This is a genomic window from Agromyces sp. NPDC055658 (assembly GCF_053618155.1).
Genome location: NZ_JBSHHD010000053.1, coordinates 1 through 14,892, shown reverse-complemented (window position 1 = coordinate 14,892; position 14,892 = coordinate 1). Strand labels below are relative to the sequence as shown.

At 72.2% G+C, this 14,892-nt stretch carries 15 protein-coding genes and 1 tRNA gene; 10 read left to right on the top strand and 6 right to left on the bottom strand.

Translation table 11 applies throughout. The features are described 5' to 3' along the window. Positions 1-59 precede the first annotated feature (59 nt). Entirely contained in the window at positions 60-962 is a 903-nt protein-coding gene (locus ACWGPE_RS17635; protein WP_231430302.1) for an ABC transporter substrate-binding protein, read from the bottom strand. 249 nt (positions 963-1,211) lie between these two features. Between ACWGPE_RS17635 and ACWGPE_RS17630 the strand changes: the two genes are divergently transcribed. The 8 genes from ACWGPE_RS17630 (at position 1,212) to ACWGPE_RS17595 (ending at position 8,420) form a co-directional block, all read left to right on the top strand. Beyond that, positions 1,212-2,420 carry an MFS transporter gene (locus tag ACWGPE_RS17630; RefSeq protein ID WP_231430301.1) on the top strand — a complete coding sequence of 403 codons (1,209 nt, stop codon included), beginning with the start codon at positions 1,212-1,214 and terminating at the stop codon, positions 2,418-2,420. Positions 2,421-2,434: 14 nt separating this feature from the next. Continuing rightward, complete coding sequence (locus ACWGPE_RS17625; protein ID WP_452049175.1) at positions 2,435-3,268, top strand: aldo/keto reductase; 834 nt, start codon at positions 2,435-2,437, stop codon at positions 3,266-3,268. A 98-nt stretch (positions 3,269-3,366) separates the two neighbouring features. Further along, a complete protein-coding gene (locus ACWGPE_RS17620; protein ID WP_452049174.1) occupies positions 3,367-4,305 on the top strand; it encodes a DUF4349 domain-containing protein in 939 nt (312 codons plus the stop codon). Between the two features lie 9 nt (positions 4,306-4,314). Then, positions 4,315-5,505 carry an acyl-CoA dehydrogenase family protein gene (locus ACWGPE_RS17615; RefSeq protein ID WP_452049173.1) on the top strand — a complete coding sequence of 397 codons (1,191 nt, stop codon included), beginning with the start codon at positions 4,315-4,317 and terminating at the stop codon, positions 5,503-5,505. A 105-nt stretch (positions 5,506-5,610) separates the two neighbouring features. Beyond that, complete coding sequence (locus ACWGPE_RS17610) at positions 5,611-5,784, top strand: hypothetical protein (protein WP_231430297.1); 174 nt, start codon at positions 5,611-5,613, stop codon at positions 5,782-5,784. Positions 5,785-5,794: 10 nt separating this feature from the next. Continuing rightward, positions 5,795-6,673: a metal-dependent hydrolase gene (locus tag ACWGPE_RS17605; protein ID WP_452049172.1), complete on the top strand. Its 879-nt coding sequence runs from the start codon at positions 5,795-5,797 to the stop codon at positions 6,671-6,673. Between the two features lie 51 nt (positions 6,674-6,724). Continuing rightward, entirely contained in the window at positions 6,725-7,219 is a 495-nt protein-coding gene (locus tag ACWGPE_RS17600; RefSeq protein ID WP_231430295.1) for a cation:proton antiporter regulatory subunit, read from the top strand. 13 nt (positions 7,220-7,232) lie between these two features. Then, the gene (locus ACWGPE_RS17595; protein ID WP_275505595.1) at positions 7,233-8,420 is read left to right on the top strand and encodes a cation:proton antiporter; all 1,188 of its coding nucleotides are present in this window, start codon (positions 7,233-7,235) and stop codon (positions 8,418-8,420) included. Positions 8,421-8,531: 111 nt separating this feature from the next. On the opposite strand, the gene ACWGPE_RS17590 is transcribed toward ACWGPE_RS17595, so the two are convergent. Beyond that, the gene (locus ACWGPE_RS17590) at positions 8,532-9,653 is read right to left on the bottom strand and encodes an LLM class flavin-dependent oxidoreductase (protein ID WP_231430293.1); all 1,122 of its coding nucleotides are present in this window, start codon (positions 9,651-9,653) and stop codon (positions 8,532-8,534) included. Between ACWGPE_RS17590 and ACWGPE_RS17585 the strand changes: the two genes are divergently transcribed. After that, positions 9,652-10,497, top strand: coding sequence for an NADPH-dependent F420 reductase (locus ACWGPE_RS17585; RefSeq protein ID WP_308191635.1), 846 nt, complete (start codon positions 9,652-9,654; stop codon positions 10,495-10,497). The genes ACWGPE_RS17590 and ACWGPE_RS17585 overlap by 2 nt on opposite strands. 56 nt (positions 10,498-10,553) lie before the next feature. Then, a complete protein-coding gene (locus ACWGPE_RS17580; protein WP_452049171.1) occupies positions 10,554-11,249 on the top strand; it encodes a DNA alkylation repair protein in 696 nt (231 codons plus the stop codon). A gap of 108 nt (positions 11,250-11,357) precedes the next feature. On the opposite strand, the gene ACWGPE_RS17575 is transcribed toward ACWGPE_RS17580, so the two are convergent. From ACWGPE_RS17575 to ACWGPE_RS17560, 4 genes are all read right to left on the bottom strand, one after another. Then, the gene (locus ACWGPE_RS17575) at positions 11,358-12,857 is read right to left on the bottom strand and encodes an MFS transporter (RefSeq protein ID WP_452049170.1); all 1,500 of its coding nucleotides are present in this window, start codon (positions 12,855-12,857) and stop codon (positions 11,358-11,360) included. Positions 12,858-12,935: 78 nt separating this feature from the next. After that, a tRNA-Ala gene (locus tag ACWGPE_RS17570) sits at positions 12,936-13,008 on the bottom strand. 55 nt (positions 13,009-13,063) lie between these two features. Beyond that, positions 13,064-14,089, bottom strand: a complete 1,026-nt coding sequence (locus ACWGPE_RS17565) for a hypothetical protein (RefSeq protein WP_452049169.1) — start codon at positions 14,087-14,089, stop codon at positions 13,064-13,066. 52 nt (positions 14,090-14,141) lie between these two features. Beyond that, the gene (locus tag ACWGPE_RS17560; protein WP_231430288.1) at positions 14,142-14,804 is read right to left on the bottom strand and encodes a GNAT family N-acetyltransferase; all 663 of its coding nucleotides are present in this window, start codon (positions 14,802-14,804) and stop codon (positions 14,142-14,144) included. Between the last annotated feature and the right edge of the window lie 88 nt (positions 14,805-14,892).

Genomic DNA, 14,892 nt, shown 5'->3' with positions numbered 1-14,892 from the left:
GGGTCTCGGACCCCGCCGGCCGGGAAGGCATGTCGGACATGACTGCGGTGCTTCTCAGGTCAGTTCGTCGCGCCGTTGATGGTCGCCTCGTCGACGGCACCCGACTCGATGCCGGCCGACTTCAGGATCTCGAGGTACGTGCCGTCGTCGATGAGCGACTGCACCGCGGCCTGCACGGCCTTCGTCATGTCGCTGTCCTTCTGGGTGGCGAAGCCGTAGGGAGCCGCGTCGAACATCTCGCCGACCGTCTCGAGCTGGCCGTCGAGGTTGGCGACCGCGTCACCCGTCACGGGCAGGTCGGCGGAGAAGGCGTCGGCCTTGCCGTTGACGACGGCGTTCGTGACCTCGGGCTGCCCCTCGAACGGCAGGATCTCGATGGGCTCCTCGCCCGCGTCGACGCACTCCTGGCTGCGTGCGGGCAGCTCGTCGGTGTGCTGGATGGTGCCCGACTGCACGGCGACGGTCTTGCCGCACGCGGTGTCGGGGGTGATGTCGCTGCCGGCGGGCGCGGCCCACAGGCTGCCCGCGTTCAGGAAGTCGACGAAGTCGACCGAGGCCTGGCGCTCGACCGTGTCGGTGAACGACGACGAGCCCATGTCGAGGGCGCCCTCCTGGATGCGGGGGATGATGCTGTCGAAGCTCAGGATCTCCCACTCGGGCTCGAGCCCGAGCTTGGCCGAGACCGCCTCGGCGAGGGTGACGCCCCAGCCGGTCGGCTCGCCGGCGTCGTTCTTGTACTCGTTGGGCGGGTACTCGGCGTCGGTGCCGATGCGCAGCACGCCCGAGTCCTTGACCTCGGCGGGCAGCAGGGCCACCGCGGCGTCGTCGGCCTCGACCGAGGTCTTGGGGGCGGTGCTCTCGGAACCGCCGCCCTCGCTCTCGGAGTTGTTGACGCAGCCGGTGAAGAGCAGGGCCGCGGCGGAGGCGATGGCGGCCGGCAGGAGCAGGCGTCGGATGTTCATGTTGATACCTCTGTCGTCACATGATGATGGGGACAAACGACTGAGCGCAAAGTGAGGCTCCGTCGCCGTAGACCGAGCCTAAACCACCGCAGGCTCGACGCAAGCATCTCGGCAGATCACGATTCGGTGGCGATTCGAATCGCCCGCTTCACACCCTCGAGACGCAAGATTCCGTACTTTCGAGACGCAATGCCGCACTGCGCAGCCGTTCGGCGGGCGCGTCGCACCGATCGATAGGCTTGGCGCACCGTGGGAACCTACTCCGAACTGCTCAAGACGCAGGGCGTCGCACGCATCATCGCCGCCCAGCTGACCGCGCGCTTCCCCTCGGGAATGCTCTCGCTCGCGTTCCTGCTGCACGTCGAGCAGCAGACGGGCTCGTACGGCGCAGCCGGGCTCGTACTCGCCGCCACGTCGATCGGGCAGGCCGTCGCTGGCCCGCTCACGAGCCGCCTCATGGGTCGGTTCGGCATGCGCCCGGTGCTCGTCGTCACGCTCGTGATCTGCGTGAGCGCCGTGGTCGCGATCGGAGTGCTGCCCCTCACCGTGCCGCTGTACATGGCGGTCGGCCTCGTCGCCGGTCTCGCGACCCCGCCCGTGCAGCCCGCCGTGCGCACGATCTACCCGAAGATGGTGAACTCGCGACAGCTCACCCCGCTGTTCTCCCTCGACGCCTCGGCGCAGGAGATCATCTGGGTCGTCGGGCCGGTCGTCACGACCTTCGTCGCGACGCAGATCGGCACGGTGTGGGCCATCCTGCTCGCCGCCCTGCTCATGGTCGTGGGCGGCGCCTGGTTCATCTCCTCCCCCGAACTCGGCCGGGTGCGCATCCCCCGCTCGAAACGCCGGTTCGGCACCGTGCTCGCCCGCCCCGCCGTCCTGCTCGCGACCGTCGTCGGATTCCTCCTGATCGGCGCGTGCGCGGCCATCGAGGCCGGCGTCGTGGCCGTCTTCGGCCACGACGGCAGCGAGGCCGGCATCGTGCTCGCGATCTTCTCCATCGGATCGCTCGCCGGCGGCCTCTTCCTCGGCCACGTCCCCATCGGACCGTGGTCGACCGCCCGCCGCATGTTCATCGTGTTCGTCGGCACCGCGCTCGCAGCGTTCGTGATGGACTTCTGGTGGCTCTCGATCACCCTCTTCGTCGCCGGCATCGGCATCGCGCCCGCGCTCGCGGTGCTGTTCGCGATCGTCTCGGCGAGCGTGAAGTTCTCCGACACCGCCGAGGCGTACGGCTGGGTCGGCACGGGCCAGCTCATCGGCGCCGCACTCGGCTCGGCCCTCGCCGGCTTCCTCATCGACGGCTACGGCGCGCAGGGCGCGTTCTGGGCGGCGAGCGCGCTCGCCTTCCTCGGGTTCCTCGTGCCCGCGTTCGCACGCCGATGGCACCCCGATCTCCGAGGCCGCGACGCGAGCCCCATTCCCGACACCGAACCGGTGCCGCTCCAACCCAGTTGACGAAAGGCGCCAGGATGCCTCGACAGCTCCCGCTCGCACCGCTCGTGCCGCTGGCCGACGGCCACGCGATCCCGCAGCTCGGCTACGGGCTGTACAAGGTGCCCGCGCACGACGCGGCGCAGCTCGCCGGCGTCGCGATCGCGACCGGCTACCGCCACCTCGACACGGCCGCCTTCTACGAGAACGAGCAGGGTGTCGGCGCGGCCGTGCGCGCGGCCGAGGTGCCGCGCGACGAGCTCTTCGTGACGAGCAAGGTGTGGAAGGACGACAACGGCTACGACGAGGCGCTCCGCGCCTTCGACGCGTCGATGGGCCGGCTCGGGCTCGACCGGCTCGACCTCTTCCTCATCCACTGGCCGGTGCCGTCGACCGACCGCTACGTCGACACCTGGCGGGCCCTCGTGCGGCTCCGCGACGAAGGACGGGTGCGCTCGATCGGGGTCTCGAACTTCCACGCCCACCACCTCGACCGCATCATCGGCGAGACGGGCGTCGCCCCGGTCGTCAACCAGGTCGAGCTGCATCCGCGGCTGCCGCAGGCCGCCCTCCGCGAGTTCCATGCGGCACGCGGCATCCGCACCGAGGCGTGGTCCCCGCTCGCCCGGGGTCGCCTCCTCGACGACCCGGTGCTCGCCCGGCTGTCGACGGCGCACGGGCGCAGCCCGGCGCAGATCGTGCTGCGCTGGCACGTCCAGCTCGGCAACGTCGTGATCCCGAAGGCGTCGTCGCCGGAGCGCATCCGCGAGAACCTCGACGTCTTCGACTTCGTGCTCGGCGTCGACGACCTCGCCGCGATCGCCTCCCTCGAGACCGGCGAGCGCACCGGACGAGATCCCGACGACGACTGACGCGCGCCGCTCGCGCTCGTCCGGCCGCGACCGGATCGTGACCCGACTCCCAGCGCCCGTCCAGACACTGGCTCCCGGCGCGGCAATACCCTGACCGCATGAGACGACTCGCACCCGCGGCGGCGTCCGCCGCGATCATCGCCCTCCTGCTCGCCGGCTGCTCGATGGGCGGCAGCTCGAGCACGCCCGGCGTCGCCGAGCCCGACATGCCGGCTCCCGCCCAGGGCGGCGACGCCGGCGCCGACGGGGGCTCGGCCGACGAGGCCCGGGCCGAGCCCGACGCCGTCGACCGCAGCGTGATCACGACGGGGTGGATCGCGGTGACCGTCGACGATCCGATCGACGCCGCCGAGGAGGCCGCCGCGATCGTCGACCGCGCCGGCGGGCGCACCGAGAGCCGGACGGAGCAGCCCGGCACCGATGCGTCACCGCCGAGCGCGCACCTCGTGCTGCGCGTGCCCGCGGCAGAGCTCGACGGCGTCGTCGACGAGATCCGCGATCTCGGCCGGGTGGACTCCGTCTCGATGCAGGCCTCCGACGTCACGCAGCAGCGCACCGACCTCGACGCGCGCATCGAGGCGCTCTCGGCCTCGGTCGACCGGCTCGAGCAGCTGCTCGCCGAAGCCGAGACCATCGCCGATCTCATCGCCATCGAATCCGAGCTCACGACCCGCCAGGCCGAACTCGACAGCCTCACCCAGCAGCGCGACCAGCTCGTCGACCAGGTCGACTACTCGACCCTCACGCTCGATCTCGCCACGGTCGAGGCGGCGCCGGCCCCGGCACCCGACGACTTCTGGAGCGGGGTCGTCGCCGGGTGGACGGCCCTGGTCGGCTTCCTGTCTTCGCTCGCCGTCGCCCTCGGCGTGCTCCTGCCGTGGTTCGCCGTACTGCTCGTCATCGCCGCCGTCGTGACGCTCGTCGTGGTGCTCGCCGCCCGCGGACGGCGACGGGCGCCGGGGGTCCCGGTCGAGCCGGCGCCGCACCCCGGTTCCGACGCCGATCGCTCCCCCACCGGGCCGGAGCCGCGGGCGTAGTCTGGCGACGTGAGCGCGACGACCGAGACCACGACGCAGACCCCGACGCCCGAATCCCTCCTCGACGACGACCTCCTCGAGCGATTCCGCGCCCGAGCGGCCGAGTACGACCGCGACAACGCCTTCTTCGACGACGACCTCGAAGAACTCCGCGCGGCCGGCTACCTCACCGCGCTCGTGCCCGTCGAGCACGGCGGCCTCGGCTGGGGCCTCGTCGACGCGGTGCACGCGCAGATGCGGCTCGCCGGCGCCGCACCCGCGACGGCGCTCGCCGTCAACATGCACCTCGTGTGGACGGGCGTCGCGAAGGTGCTGCGCGACCGCGGTGACGACTCGCTCGACTTCGTCCTCCGCGAGGCGGGTGCGGGCGAGGTGTTCGGGTTCGGCATCTCCGAAGCCGGCAACGACCTCATGCTGTTCGGCTCGCGCACCACCGCCGAACCGCAGGCCGACGGCGGCTACCGGTACGCGGGCCGCAAGATCTTCACGTCGCTGTCGCCCGCATGGACGCGGCTCGGCACGATGGGCCTCGACTCGGTGTCGTCCGATGCGCCGAAGCTCGTCTACGGCTTCATCGACCGCGAAGACCCCGACGTGCGCATCCTCGACGACTGGAACACGATGGGCATGCGCGCGAGCCAGAGCCGCACGACCGTGCTCGACGGGGCGTACGCCGCGCCCGCCCGCATCGTGCGCCGGCTCGACCCCGGGCCCAACGCCGACCCGCTGGTCTTCGGCATCTTCGCGAACTTCGAACTGCTCCTGGCCGCCGTGTACACGGGCATCGGCCGGCGCGCGCTCGACCTCGCGGTGGCCGCGGCCGGCCGCCGCACCTCGATGAAGCACGACGGGCGTCCCCTCGCGCACGACCCCGACATCCGGTGGCGCGTCGCCGACGCGGCGATCGCCTACGACGCGATCCCGCCCCAGCTCGACGCCGTCGCCCGCGACCTCGACGAGCTCGTCGACCACGGCGCGGCCTGGTTCGCGAAGCTCGTCGGCATCAAGGTGCGGGCGACCGAGACCGCCAAGCACGTCGTCGACCAGGCGGTCCGCGTCTCGGGCGGCTCGACCTATTTCGCGGGCTCCGAGCTCGGGCGGCTCTACCGCGACGTGCTCGCCGGCATCTTCCACCCGTCCGACGACGAGTCGGCGCACGCGACCGTCGCCAACGCATGGCTCGGCCCGGTCCCCGACTGACGAGTCGCCCCGTTCCCGACCGGCGCGCGGGGCACGACCGCGGCGCGGCCCGATGGATAGACTGGCCGAGGCGACGAACGTCGCCCCCGCACCCTGGAGGACCTTGTGAACGTCGTCGCCACCGTCATCGCCCTGGGACTGTTCGTCTTCGGCATGTGGGTCATGAGCATCGCCCCCGAACTGGCGAGCCTCCAGGCCGCCGTGTTCTTCGGCGGCATCCTCGCCGTCGCGCTCTCGCTGGCGATCCCGTTCCACCTGCTCGGCCGCGCCGACGACTGACGCCGGTCGCATGACGCTGCCCGCGCACGACACGATCGTCACGTACCCCGCCGGTGAACTCGTACGGCACGCCACCGTGCTGCACACGGCCCCCGCCCGCGACGGGCTCGTGGCCGTCGTCACCGACGCGACGTCGTTCCACCCGGTCGACGCCGCCTGGCCCGACCAGCCCGCCGACACCGGCACGCTGCGCGCGGGCGATCGCGAACTGCCGATCCGAGACGCCGTCGTCGCCGCGACCGACGGGTCCGAGTTGCATGTCGGCGACGACGTCCCCGTGCGCAAGGGCACCGAGGGCTGGGCGTTCGTCGTCGCACACCTGATCGATGGCGGCGGCCCGGTCGCCGAAGGCGACCAGGTCGTCATCACCGCGGATGCCTCGGCGCGCCGCGCCCTCTCGCTCGGGCACAGCGCCTGCCACGCGGCATCCCTCGCCCTGAACCGTGCGGTCGAGTCGCGCTGGTCGAAGCCGGCCCGCACCGATGCGCTCGGGCGTGTCGACTTCGACGGCATCGCGATCGCGTCGAGCCGCATCGAGCCGTTCGGCTCGGTCGACCGCTACCGGCTGAACAAGTCGCTGCGCCGCGCCGGCTTCGACGCGACGGGCCTCGCGGAGGCACTCGACGAACTCGGCCGTGAGGTCTCCGCCGCCGTCGGCGAGTGGGTCGCGGCGGGCTCGACGGTCCGCGTCGAGCGCGACGGCGACCGGCTCACCGACCGGCGCAGCTGGGTCGCCGAGCTGCCCGAGGGCGTCGCCCGCATCGCCTGCGGCGGCACGCACGTCGACTCGCTCGCCGAGCTGGGCGCCGTGCGAGTCGCCTTCGAGCTCGTCGACGACGCCGGCACCCCGGTGCTCGAGATGCGCACCCGGGTGGGCGCCGACGGCTGAACCCCCGCGCGCCCGGCCGTGCACCTCCGCAACGGGGTTACGATTACGGGCGTGGGTATTCGCATCGAGAAGGTCGACCTGCCCGGGATCGGCGTGCGTCACGACCTCGTGACCGAAGCCGGGCGCCGAATCAGCGTGGTCTCGCACCGCGACGGCGAGCGCGATCTCGGCGTGTTCGACATCGACGACCCCGACGCGTGCCGCGACAGCGTCGCACTCAACGACGACGAGGCCTCCGCCCTCGCCGATGTGCTGAGCGCCTCGGTCATGCTGAGCCGCCTGACGAGCCTCTCCGACGAGACCGCCGGCCTGTACACGGAGCAGATCGCACTGCCCACCGACTCGCCGTTCCTCAATCGCACCCTGGGCGACACCAAGGCCCGGACCCGCACGCACGCCTCGATCGTGGCGATCGTGCGCGACCGCCAGGTCATCGCCTCCCCCACGCCGTCCGAGCCCCTGCGCGCGGGCGACGTGATCGTCGCCGTCGGCACCCGCGAGGGTCTCGACGGGGTCTCGAGACTGCTCGCCAACGGACCCGACTGACGCCGGGCCCCGCATGCACGAGACCACGCTCCTCCTCATCGAAGTCGGCGCGCTGCTCCTCGGAATGAGCCTCCTGGGGCGGCTCGCACTGCTCATCGGCCTCTCGCCGATCCCCTTCTATCTCCTGCTCGGCCTCGCGTTCGGCTCGGGCGGCATCTTCCCGTTCGACGCGAGCATCGAGTTCCTGCAGACCGGGTCCGAGATCGGCGTGATCCTGCTGCTCGCCCTGCTCGGGCTCGAGTACACCGCGTCCGAGCTCTTCGACAGCCTGAAGTCGGCGCGCATGCCGGGAGTGGTCGACGGGCTGCTGAACGCGTTGCCGGGCGCGGCCCTCGCACTCATCCTCGGCTGGGGTCCGGTCGCAGCGGTCGCATTGGCGGGCGTCACGTGGGTGTCGTCGTCGGGGGTGATCGCGAAGCTGCTGCGCGACCTCGGCCGTCTCTCCAACCGCGAGACGCCGGCGATCCTCGGCGTGCTCGTCATCGAAGACCTGGCGATGGCGTTCTACCTGCCGATCCTCTCGGCGATCGTCATCGGTGTCAGCCTCGTGCAGGGCGCCGTGGCCGTGGCCGTCGCGGTCGCGGTCGTCGTCGTGATCCTCTACATCGCGCTGCGTCACGGCCACCTCGTCTCGCGTCTCTTCCCCGCCGACCATGCCGAGCCCCTGCTGCTCGGCGTGCTCGGCCTCACGATGCTCGTCGCCGGGCTCGCCCAGGAGGTCTCGGTCTCGGCCGCGGTCGGCGCCTTCCTCGTCGGCATCGCGTTGTCGGGTCGCGTGGCGGTGAACGCGAGCCAGGTGCTGACGCCGCTCCGAGACCTGTTCGCCGCGACGTTCTTCGTGTTCTTCGGGCTCACGACCGATTCGTCGCAGCTCATGTCGATGATCCTGCCGGCGCTCCTGCTCGCGGCGGTCACGATCGCGACGAAGCTCGCGACGGGCGCCTACGCCGCGGCGCGCGCAGGGGTCGGCACGCTCGGCCGGTGGCGCGCGGGCTTCTCGCTCGCGCCGCGCGGCGAGTTCTCGATCGTGATCGCCGGTCTCGCCGTGACCGCCGGAGTGGAGCCCGCGCTCGCCTCGCTCGCCACCGACTACGTCCTCATCACGATCATCGCGGGCACGTTCCTCGCCCGCGTGCCCGACGCCGCGTGGTTCCGCGCCGCGGTGCGGCGCCGTCAGCAGCGCACGCGGCAGGCCGTCTGAGGCGGATGCCGCGGCTCGGCCCGCTCGAACATCGCGCTCCGGACACCCGTCGAGCGGGCGATGCCGGATGGGTGCTCGCCGGTCGACGCGACGAGATCGCCCCTTCGGGGTCTACGCGCGCCCCGCGGCCGCGTCGTCGGCGCGGTCGGCCAGGGCCAGGGCCGCGGCCTCGTCGAGCTCGGCGTCGGCGGCATCGGCGGCGGCGAGCAGTTCGCGAACGCGCGGCACGACCTCGGTCGCGTACCGCTCGATGCTGCCCATCATCGCCTCGTGCGGCAGGGTGCCGTTCGAGTACTTGAGGTCGAAGCGCACTGCGCCGATCGAGCGCATCGCCGCAGCGATCTTCTGCGCGACCGTCTCGGGCGAGCCGGCGTAGAGCGCGCCGTGCGACGAGGCCTCGGCCTCGAAGTGCTCGCGCGTCGCGGGCCCCCAGCCGCGCTCGCGGCCGATGCGGTCGATGATCACCTGGTAGTGGGGCCACAGGGTGTCGAGCGCCTCCTGGTCGGAGTCGGCGATGAAGCCCGGCGAGTGGATGGCGACAGGCTGCGCGGGCTTGCCGAACTGGGCGAGCGCCTTGCGGTAGAGCTCGGCGAGCGGTGCGAAGCGCGCGGGGCTTCCGCCGATGATCGCGAGCACCAGCGGCAGCCCGTAGTGCGCCGCGCGCACGACCGACTCGGGGCTGCCGCCGACGCCGACCCACGTCTTCAGGTGCCCGTGCTCGACGGGCGGGTACACGAGCTGGTCGGTGAGGGCGGGGCGCAGCCGGCCCTCCCAGGTGACGGGCTCCTGCTCGAGGAGCGCCGCGAAGAGCTCGAGCTTCTCCTCGAAGAGCTCCTGGTACTGGCCGAGGTCGAAGCCGAAGAGCGGGAACGACTCGATGAACGAGCCACGTCCGAGGATGACCTCGGCGCGACCTCCCGAGACGCCGTCGAGCGTCGCGAAGCGCTGGAACACGCGCACCGGGTCGTCGGAGCTCAGCACCGTCACCGCTGAGCCGAGGTGGATGCGATCGGTGCGCCCGGCGATCGCGCCGAGCACGACCTCGGGAGCCGAGACGGCGAACTCGTGGCGATGGTGCTCGCCGATGCCGAAGAAGTCGAGGCCGAGGCGGTCGGCGAGCACGGCCTCGTCGACCACGTTGCGCAGCACCTGCGCATGCGGCAGCGTGGTGCCGTCGGCGGCCGCCGTGACGTCGCCGAAGGTGTCGAGTCCGAATTCGTAGCGCTCGGTCATGCCGGCCCCTCTCATCGTCGCCGGGTGCGGAAGCCCGGTGCGGAAGTCGATGCATGCGTACGCATGCACAGGTCGGAACCCGCCCCATGCCGAGACTATTCCCGGGAATGTCACGACGGCACCCCGCGTTGAGATGCATGTCGACGCATGGATCGAGCAGCGCGCCGAGCGGAATGGGAGCATGGAGACTGTGACGGATCGTCCGGTGATCGGAATCTACGGCGCGGGAAAGGTGGGCACGGCCCTCGCCCGCCTGCTCGTGGCCGCCGGGTACCGGGTGCTCATCGCCGGTTCGCCGAGGCAGACCGCCCTCGAGCTCCTCGTGGGCGTCGTCGCCCCCGGCGCCGTCGTCGTCCCCTCCGCCGAGCTCCCCGAGAGCGCCGACGTCATCATCGTCGCCGTGCCGTTCGGAAAGGCCGGCACCGTGCCCTGGGCCGCGTTCGACGGCCGCATCGTGGTCGACGCCATGAACTACTGGCCGCCCGTCGACGGAAACCTCGCCGAGGTCGACGCCGACCCGCGCACCACGAGCGAGCAGAACGCGGCGCGCAACCCGCGCGCCCGCGTGGTCAAGTCCCTCAACCACCTCGGCTACCACGAGATGGAGGACGACAGCCTGCCCGCCGGCGATCCCCTGCGACGTGCGCTCGCAGTGGTCGGCGACGACCCCGGCGCGCGCGCCGAGGTGGCCGCCCTCATCGACGCGATCGGGTTCGATCCGGTCGACGGCGGAGCACTCGAGCACGGCGTCGCGCTCGAGCCGGGGCATCCGGCCTTCGGTCGTGAGCTGAGTGCAGGCGAGCTCGCCGCGCTGCTCACCCCGGCCGCCCATCTCGCCGCCTGACACGGCACCGCCGGGTCGCTAGCCTGAAGCCTGACGACGCGGGAGGGCGAGCGAGAATGACGGATGCCGCGGGGCTGACCTCCGCGCTCGAGGCGATGGCGAGCGAGACCGAGCGGATGAAGTACCGCCGGTACTTCATCGACGACGCGGCGGCGCCGTTCATCGGCGTGCGCATGGGCGCCGTCTTCGAGCTCGCGAAGACCGCGCTCGACCTGCCCGTCGCCGAACTCGAGCAACTGCTCGCCCGGCCGATGCACGAGGTGCGCGCGCTCGCCTGCAGCATCATGGGCAAGTCGGCCGCCGCTCGCACCACGGGCGAGGCCCGCCGCACCGAGCTCTACGAGCTCTATCTCGCCCGCCACGACCGCATCGATCAGTGGGACCTCGTCGATCTCGCCGCCCGCGACGTCGTCGGCGGCCACCTCGTCGATCGTGACCGGTCCCCGCTCGCAGCCCTCGCCGCCTCGTCGTTCTGGCCCGAGCGGCGGACCGCGCTCGTCGCGACCTTCGCCTTCATGAAGCGCGGCGAGACCGACGACGCATTCGCGATCGCCGGGCGGCTCGCCCGCGACGAGGCGCCGTTCGTGCAGAAGGCCGTCGGCTGGGTGCTGCGCTCGGCGGGCGATCTCGACGCCGGGCGCCACCTCGCGTTCGTCGAGGAGCACGCGGCGACGATGCCGCGCGTGGCGCTGCGCGCCGCGATCGAGCACCTGCCGAAGGACGAGCGCGCGCGGGTGCTCGCGATCCGCTGATCGCCGTCCGTGGCAGCGGGCGGCCGAACCGCGACGATGACGGGCTGCGCGGTTCAGGCGTCGTCGGCCTCCGTCGGCCGCTGGCCGAGCGGGCGCCGCTCGCGCGGTTCAGGCGTCGTCGGCCTCCGTCGGCGGCTCGCCGAGCGGGCGCCGCTCGCGCCGCCGGGCCCCGAGGTCGGCCACGCCGATCGCGAAGGCGATCGCGACGAACACCGCGACCGCGAGCATGCCGACGCCGTACGCGTCGTGGTACACCGCGAGATCGGGCTGGCCCTCGGATTCGCGGTAGATCGTCGAGTAGAACAACGACAGCGTCACGGCGGTGCCGATGGCCGTGCCGATCCGCTGGCCGAGCTGACCCACCGAGCCGGCGAGGCCGCCCTGCTTCACGGGGATGTCCATGAGGGTCAGCGTCTGGTTCGGCGAGACGACGAGGCCGCCGCCCGCGCCGCCGATCACCATCGCGCCGGCCATCGCCCACGGCGTCATCGCAGGCGGGGTCGCCAGCGCCGCGAGCACGAGCAGCCCGATGCCGACGAGCAGCAGCACGAGCCCCCATACGACGAGCGGTCGGCCGAGGCGGTTCACGAGGTTGCCGCCGATCCACGAGCTGAGCGCGCTCAGCAGCGCGAAGCCGATGCCCACCATTCCGGCGAACACCGCCTCGAGGCCGAGCCCGTGCTGCAGGTACAGCGTCGTCAGCAGGAACATCGAGGGCATCGCCGCGAAGTAGACGCTCGCGAGCGAGATGCCGTTGCGGAACGAGCTCACGCCGAACAGGCCCAGCGGCACGAGCGGGTGGCGACCGGATGCCGCGTAGCGGCGCTCCCACGCGACGAACGCCGTGAGCGCGAGCACGAAGACCACGAGCACCCACCAGCGCGCCGGGTCGTCGTCGGGCGAGCCCGTCGTGAGCAGGAACGGCCACATGAGCGCGACCACGGTCACACCGAACAGCAGGAGCCCGACGGGGTCGAGCGACAGCGGCTTGTCGGAGGGACGGCGGGTGACCGGCAGCAGCCAGATCGCGAGGGCGATCGCGATGAGCGCGAGCGGCACGTTGATCCAGAAGATGCCGCGCCAGCCGTCGGTCGGCCCGCCGATCGCGATCATGAGGCCGCCGAGAGTCGGACCGAACGCCGTCGCGAGCCCGATGGTGGCGCCGAACAGGCCGAAGGCCTTTCCGCGCTCCTTGCCGTGGAAGAGCTCCTGGATGATGCCGAGGACCTGCGGCATCTGGATGCCCGCGGCGACGCCCTGCAGGAGGCGCGCGACGAGCAGGACGGTCGCGTTCGGCGCGAGCGCGGCGACGAGGCTCGTGAGCATGAACAGGCTGAGGCCGACGACGAAGAGCGTCTTGCGCGAGCGCTGGTCGCCGATGCGGCCGGCGGGCACGAGCGTGAGGCCGAACGTCAGCACGTAGCCGGCGACGATGAGCTGCAGCTCGGTCGAGGTCGCGTCGAAGGCGTCCTCGATCGCGGGAAGGCCGACGTTGACCTTCGACAGGTCGAGGATCGTGAGCGCCGCGACGGCGACGCACACCCAGTAGGCACGCCAGCGGTGCTCCTCGGACAACGGGATCGAACGGGTCACCGGCGGCTGCGACATCCGTTCCACCCTATGCCCGCCACGGAGCGATGCGGTGGAATGCCGAAGGCCCCCGCCGAAGCGGGGGCCTTCTCTCGGTGGACCCAGGGGGATTCGAACCCCCGACCTTCTCATTGCGAACGAGACGCGCTACCAACTGCGCCATGGGCCCGAGCCGTGAAAGAGCCTATCACCACTCGAGGGGTGGTCTTGACCACCCGGCTCGATCAGCCGGCCGCCCGACGACGGCGCAGCACGGCGTCGAGGTCGTCGATGCCGGGCCGGGCGTCGTCGACGATGCCCATCCGGGCGTACGGGTTCGGGGCCGCCTGCGCGGTGCGGTCGGCGGCACGCTCGGCCTCGCGCTCCCCTGCGGCGGCGCGTTCGGCTGCGGATGCCGCGGGGCTGATCTTCGGCACCGGCGGGGCGAGCCGTTCGGCCCGCCTGGCGAGGAGCGCCTCGCTCTCGACGCGCTTGAGCTCGGCGGCCGCCTCGATCGACGCCATGGCGGTCGCCGCGATCGTCCCCCGCGACAGGTGCAGGGGCTTGGGCAGCGGCCGGGGCGTCCAGCCCTCCGTCTCGGCCGTCGGCTCGGCGAACTCGATCGGCTCGAAGTCCAGCGCCGCCGGCGTCGCGGGCGCGGCGACCGCGACCTGCGGCAGGCGCCGCTTCGCGAGCCGCACGAGCCCGAAGGCCGCGCCGACGAACGCGACGCCACCGGCGGCGGCGATGACGAGCGATGCTCCGAACGCCGCGGCGACGAGGCCGACGATGACGGTGATGAGCCCGGCGAGCGCGATGAGGGTGCATGCGGCGCGACGGCGGCGCACGGTTCTGCGTGCTCGCCGCGCGGCGTCGTGCGACGGATCGATCTGCGAAGCTGCGACGGCCGGTACCGGCTGGGTGACGGGAGCGCTCGCTGCCGCGCGTGCGCGCGCGGCCTCCGCCGCTTCCTCCGCGGCGCGGCGCTCGGCGATGGCCGTCTGCTCTGCCGCTTCCGCGGCGAGGCGTGCCGTCTCCTCGTGCTCGTGCAGGATGCGCTGCTGCGTCGCGACCTCGCGGGCGGTGGCCTCGACGACGATGGGCTCGGGCGTCTCGGCGGTCTCGGCGAGGATGCGGAGGGTCTGCTGGAGTCGTACGGCGTTGCGCTCGGTCGCGAGGTACTGCCGACGGCGCAGCCAGCTCGGCAGCAGGTACGCGATCCACAGCGCGGCCGCCACCGCGATCAGGATCCCCCCGCCGATCACATCCATGCGATAACGCTAGGTCACGCGCGGCCCCGCGCCCGAATCGGCGCGGGCGTGTTCAGCGATCTGTCAGCCGCAGCGGCTCGGCGGCCGCGGCGAGGTCCTCCGCGGTGATGCGTGCGGCGCCGTCGGGCACGCGCCCGTCGCGCCACCGGCGCAGCACGCCGCGCGGCACCTCCTCGCTCACGAGCGCGAACGCGAAGTGGTCGCACCAGGCGCCGTCGATGTGGATGAACCGGCGCCGGAGGCCCTCGTAGCGGAACCCGAGCTTCTCGACGACGCGCAGCGACGGCCCGTTCTCGGGTCGGATGCAGATCTCCATGCGGTGAAGGCGCAGCACGCCGAAGCAGTAGTCGGTCGCGAGCGCCACCGCGGTCGGGGTGATGCCCCGGCCGGCCACGTGCTCGGAGACCCAGTACCCGATCGTCGCCGACGACAGCGAGCCGTAGCTGATCGACGAGACGTTGAGCTGGCCGACGAGCTCGCCGTCGACCTCGATGACGAACGGCAGTCCGTGGCCGCCCCGTGCGTGCGCGAGCAGGTTGCGGATCGACGCCCTGGCATCGATGAACGACCCGCCGCCCGGGTAGGTCGCCTCCCACTTCTTCAGCCAGCCGCGGTTCGCGAGCAGCACCCGTTCGAGCGCCTTCGCGTCGCGCACGCGGATGGGCCGGAGCACGACCTCGCCGTCGCGGAGGGTGGGCAGGGACGATGCCGCCATCGTCAGTGGGTGGGTGGGGTGAGGGTGTCGGTGTAGTCGATGAGCCAGGAGCGCAGGTCGGCGCCGAGGTCCTCGCGATCGACCGCGA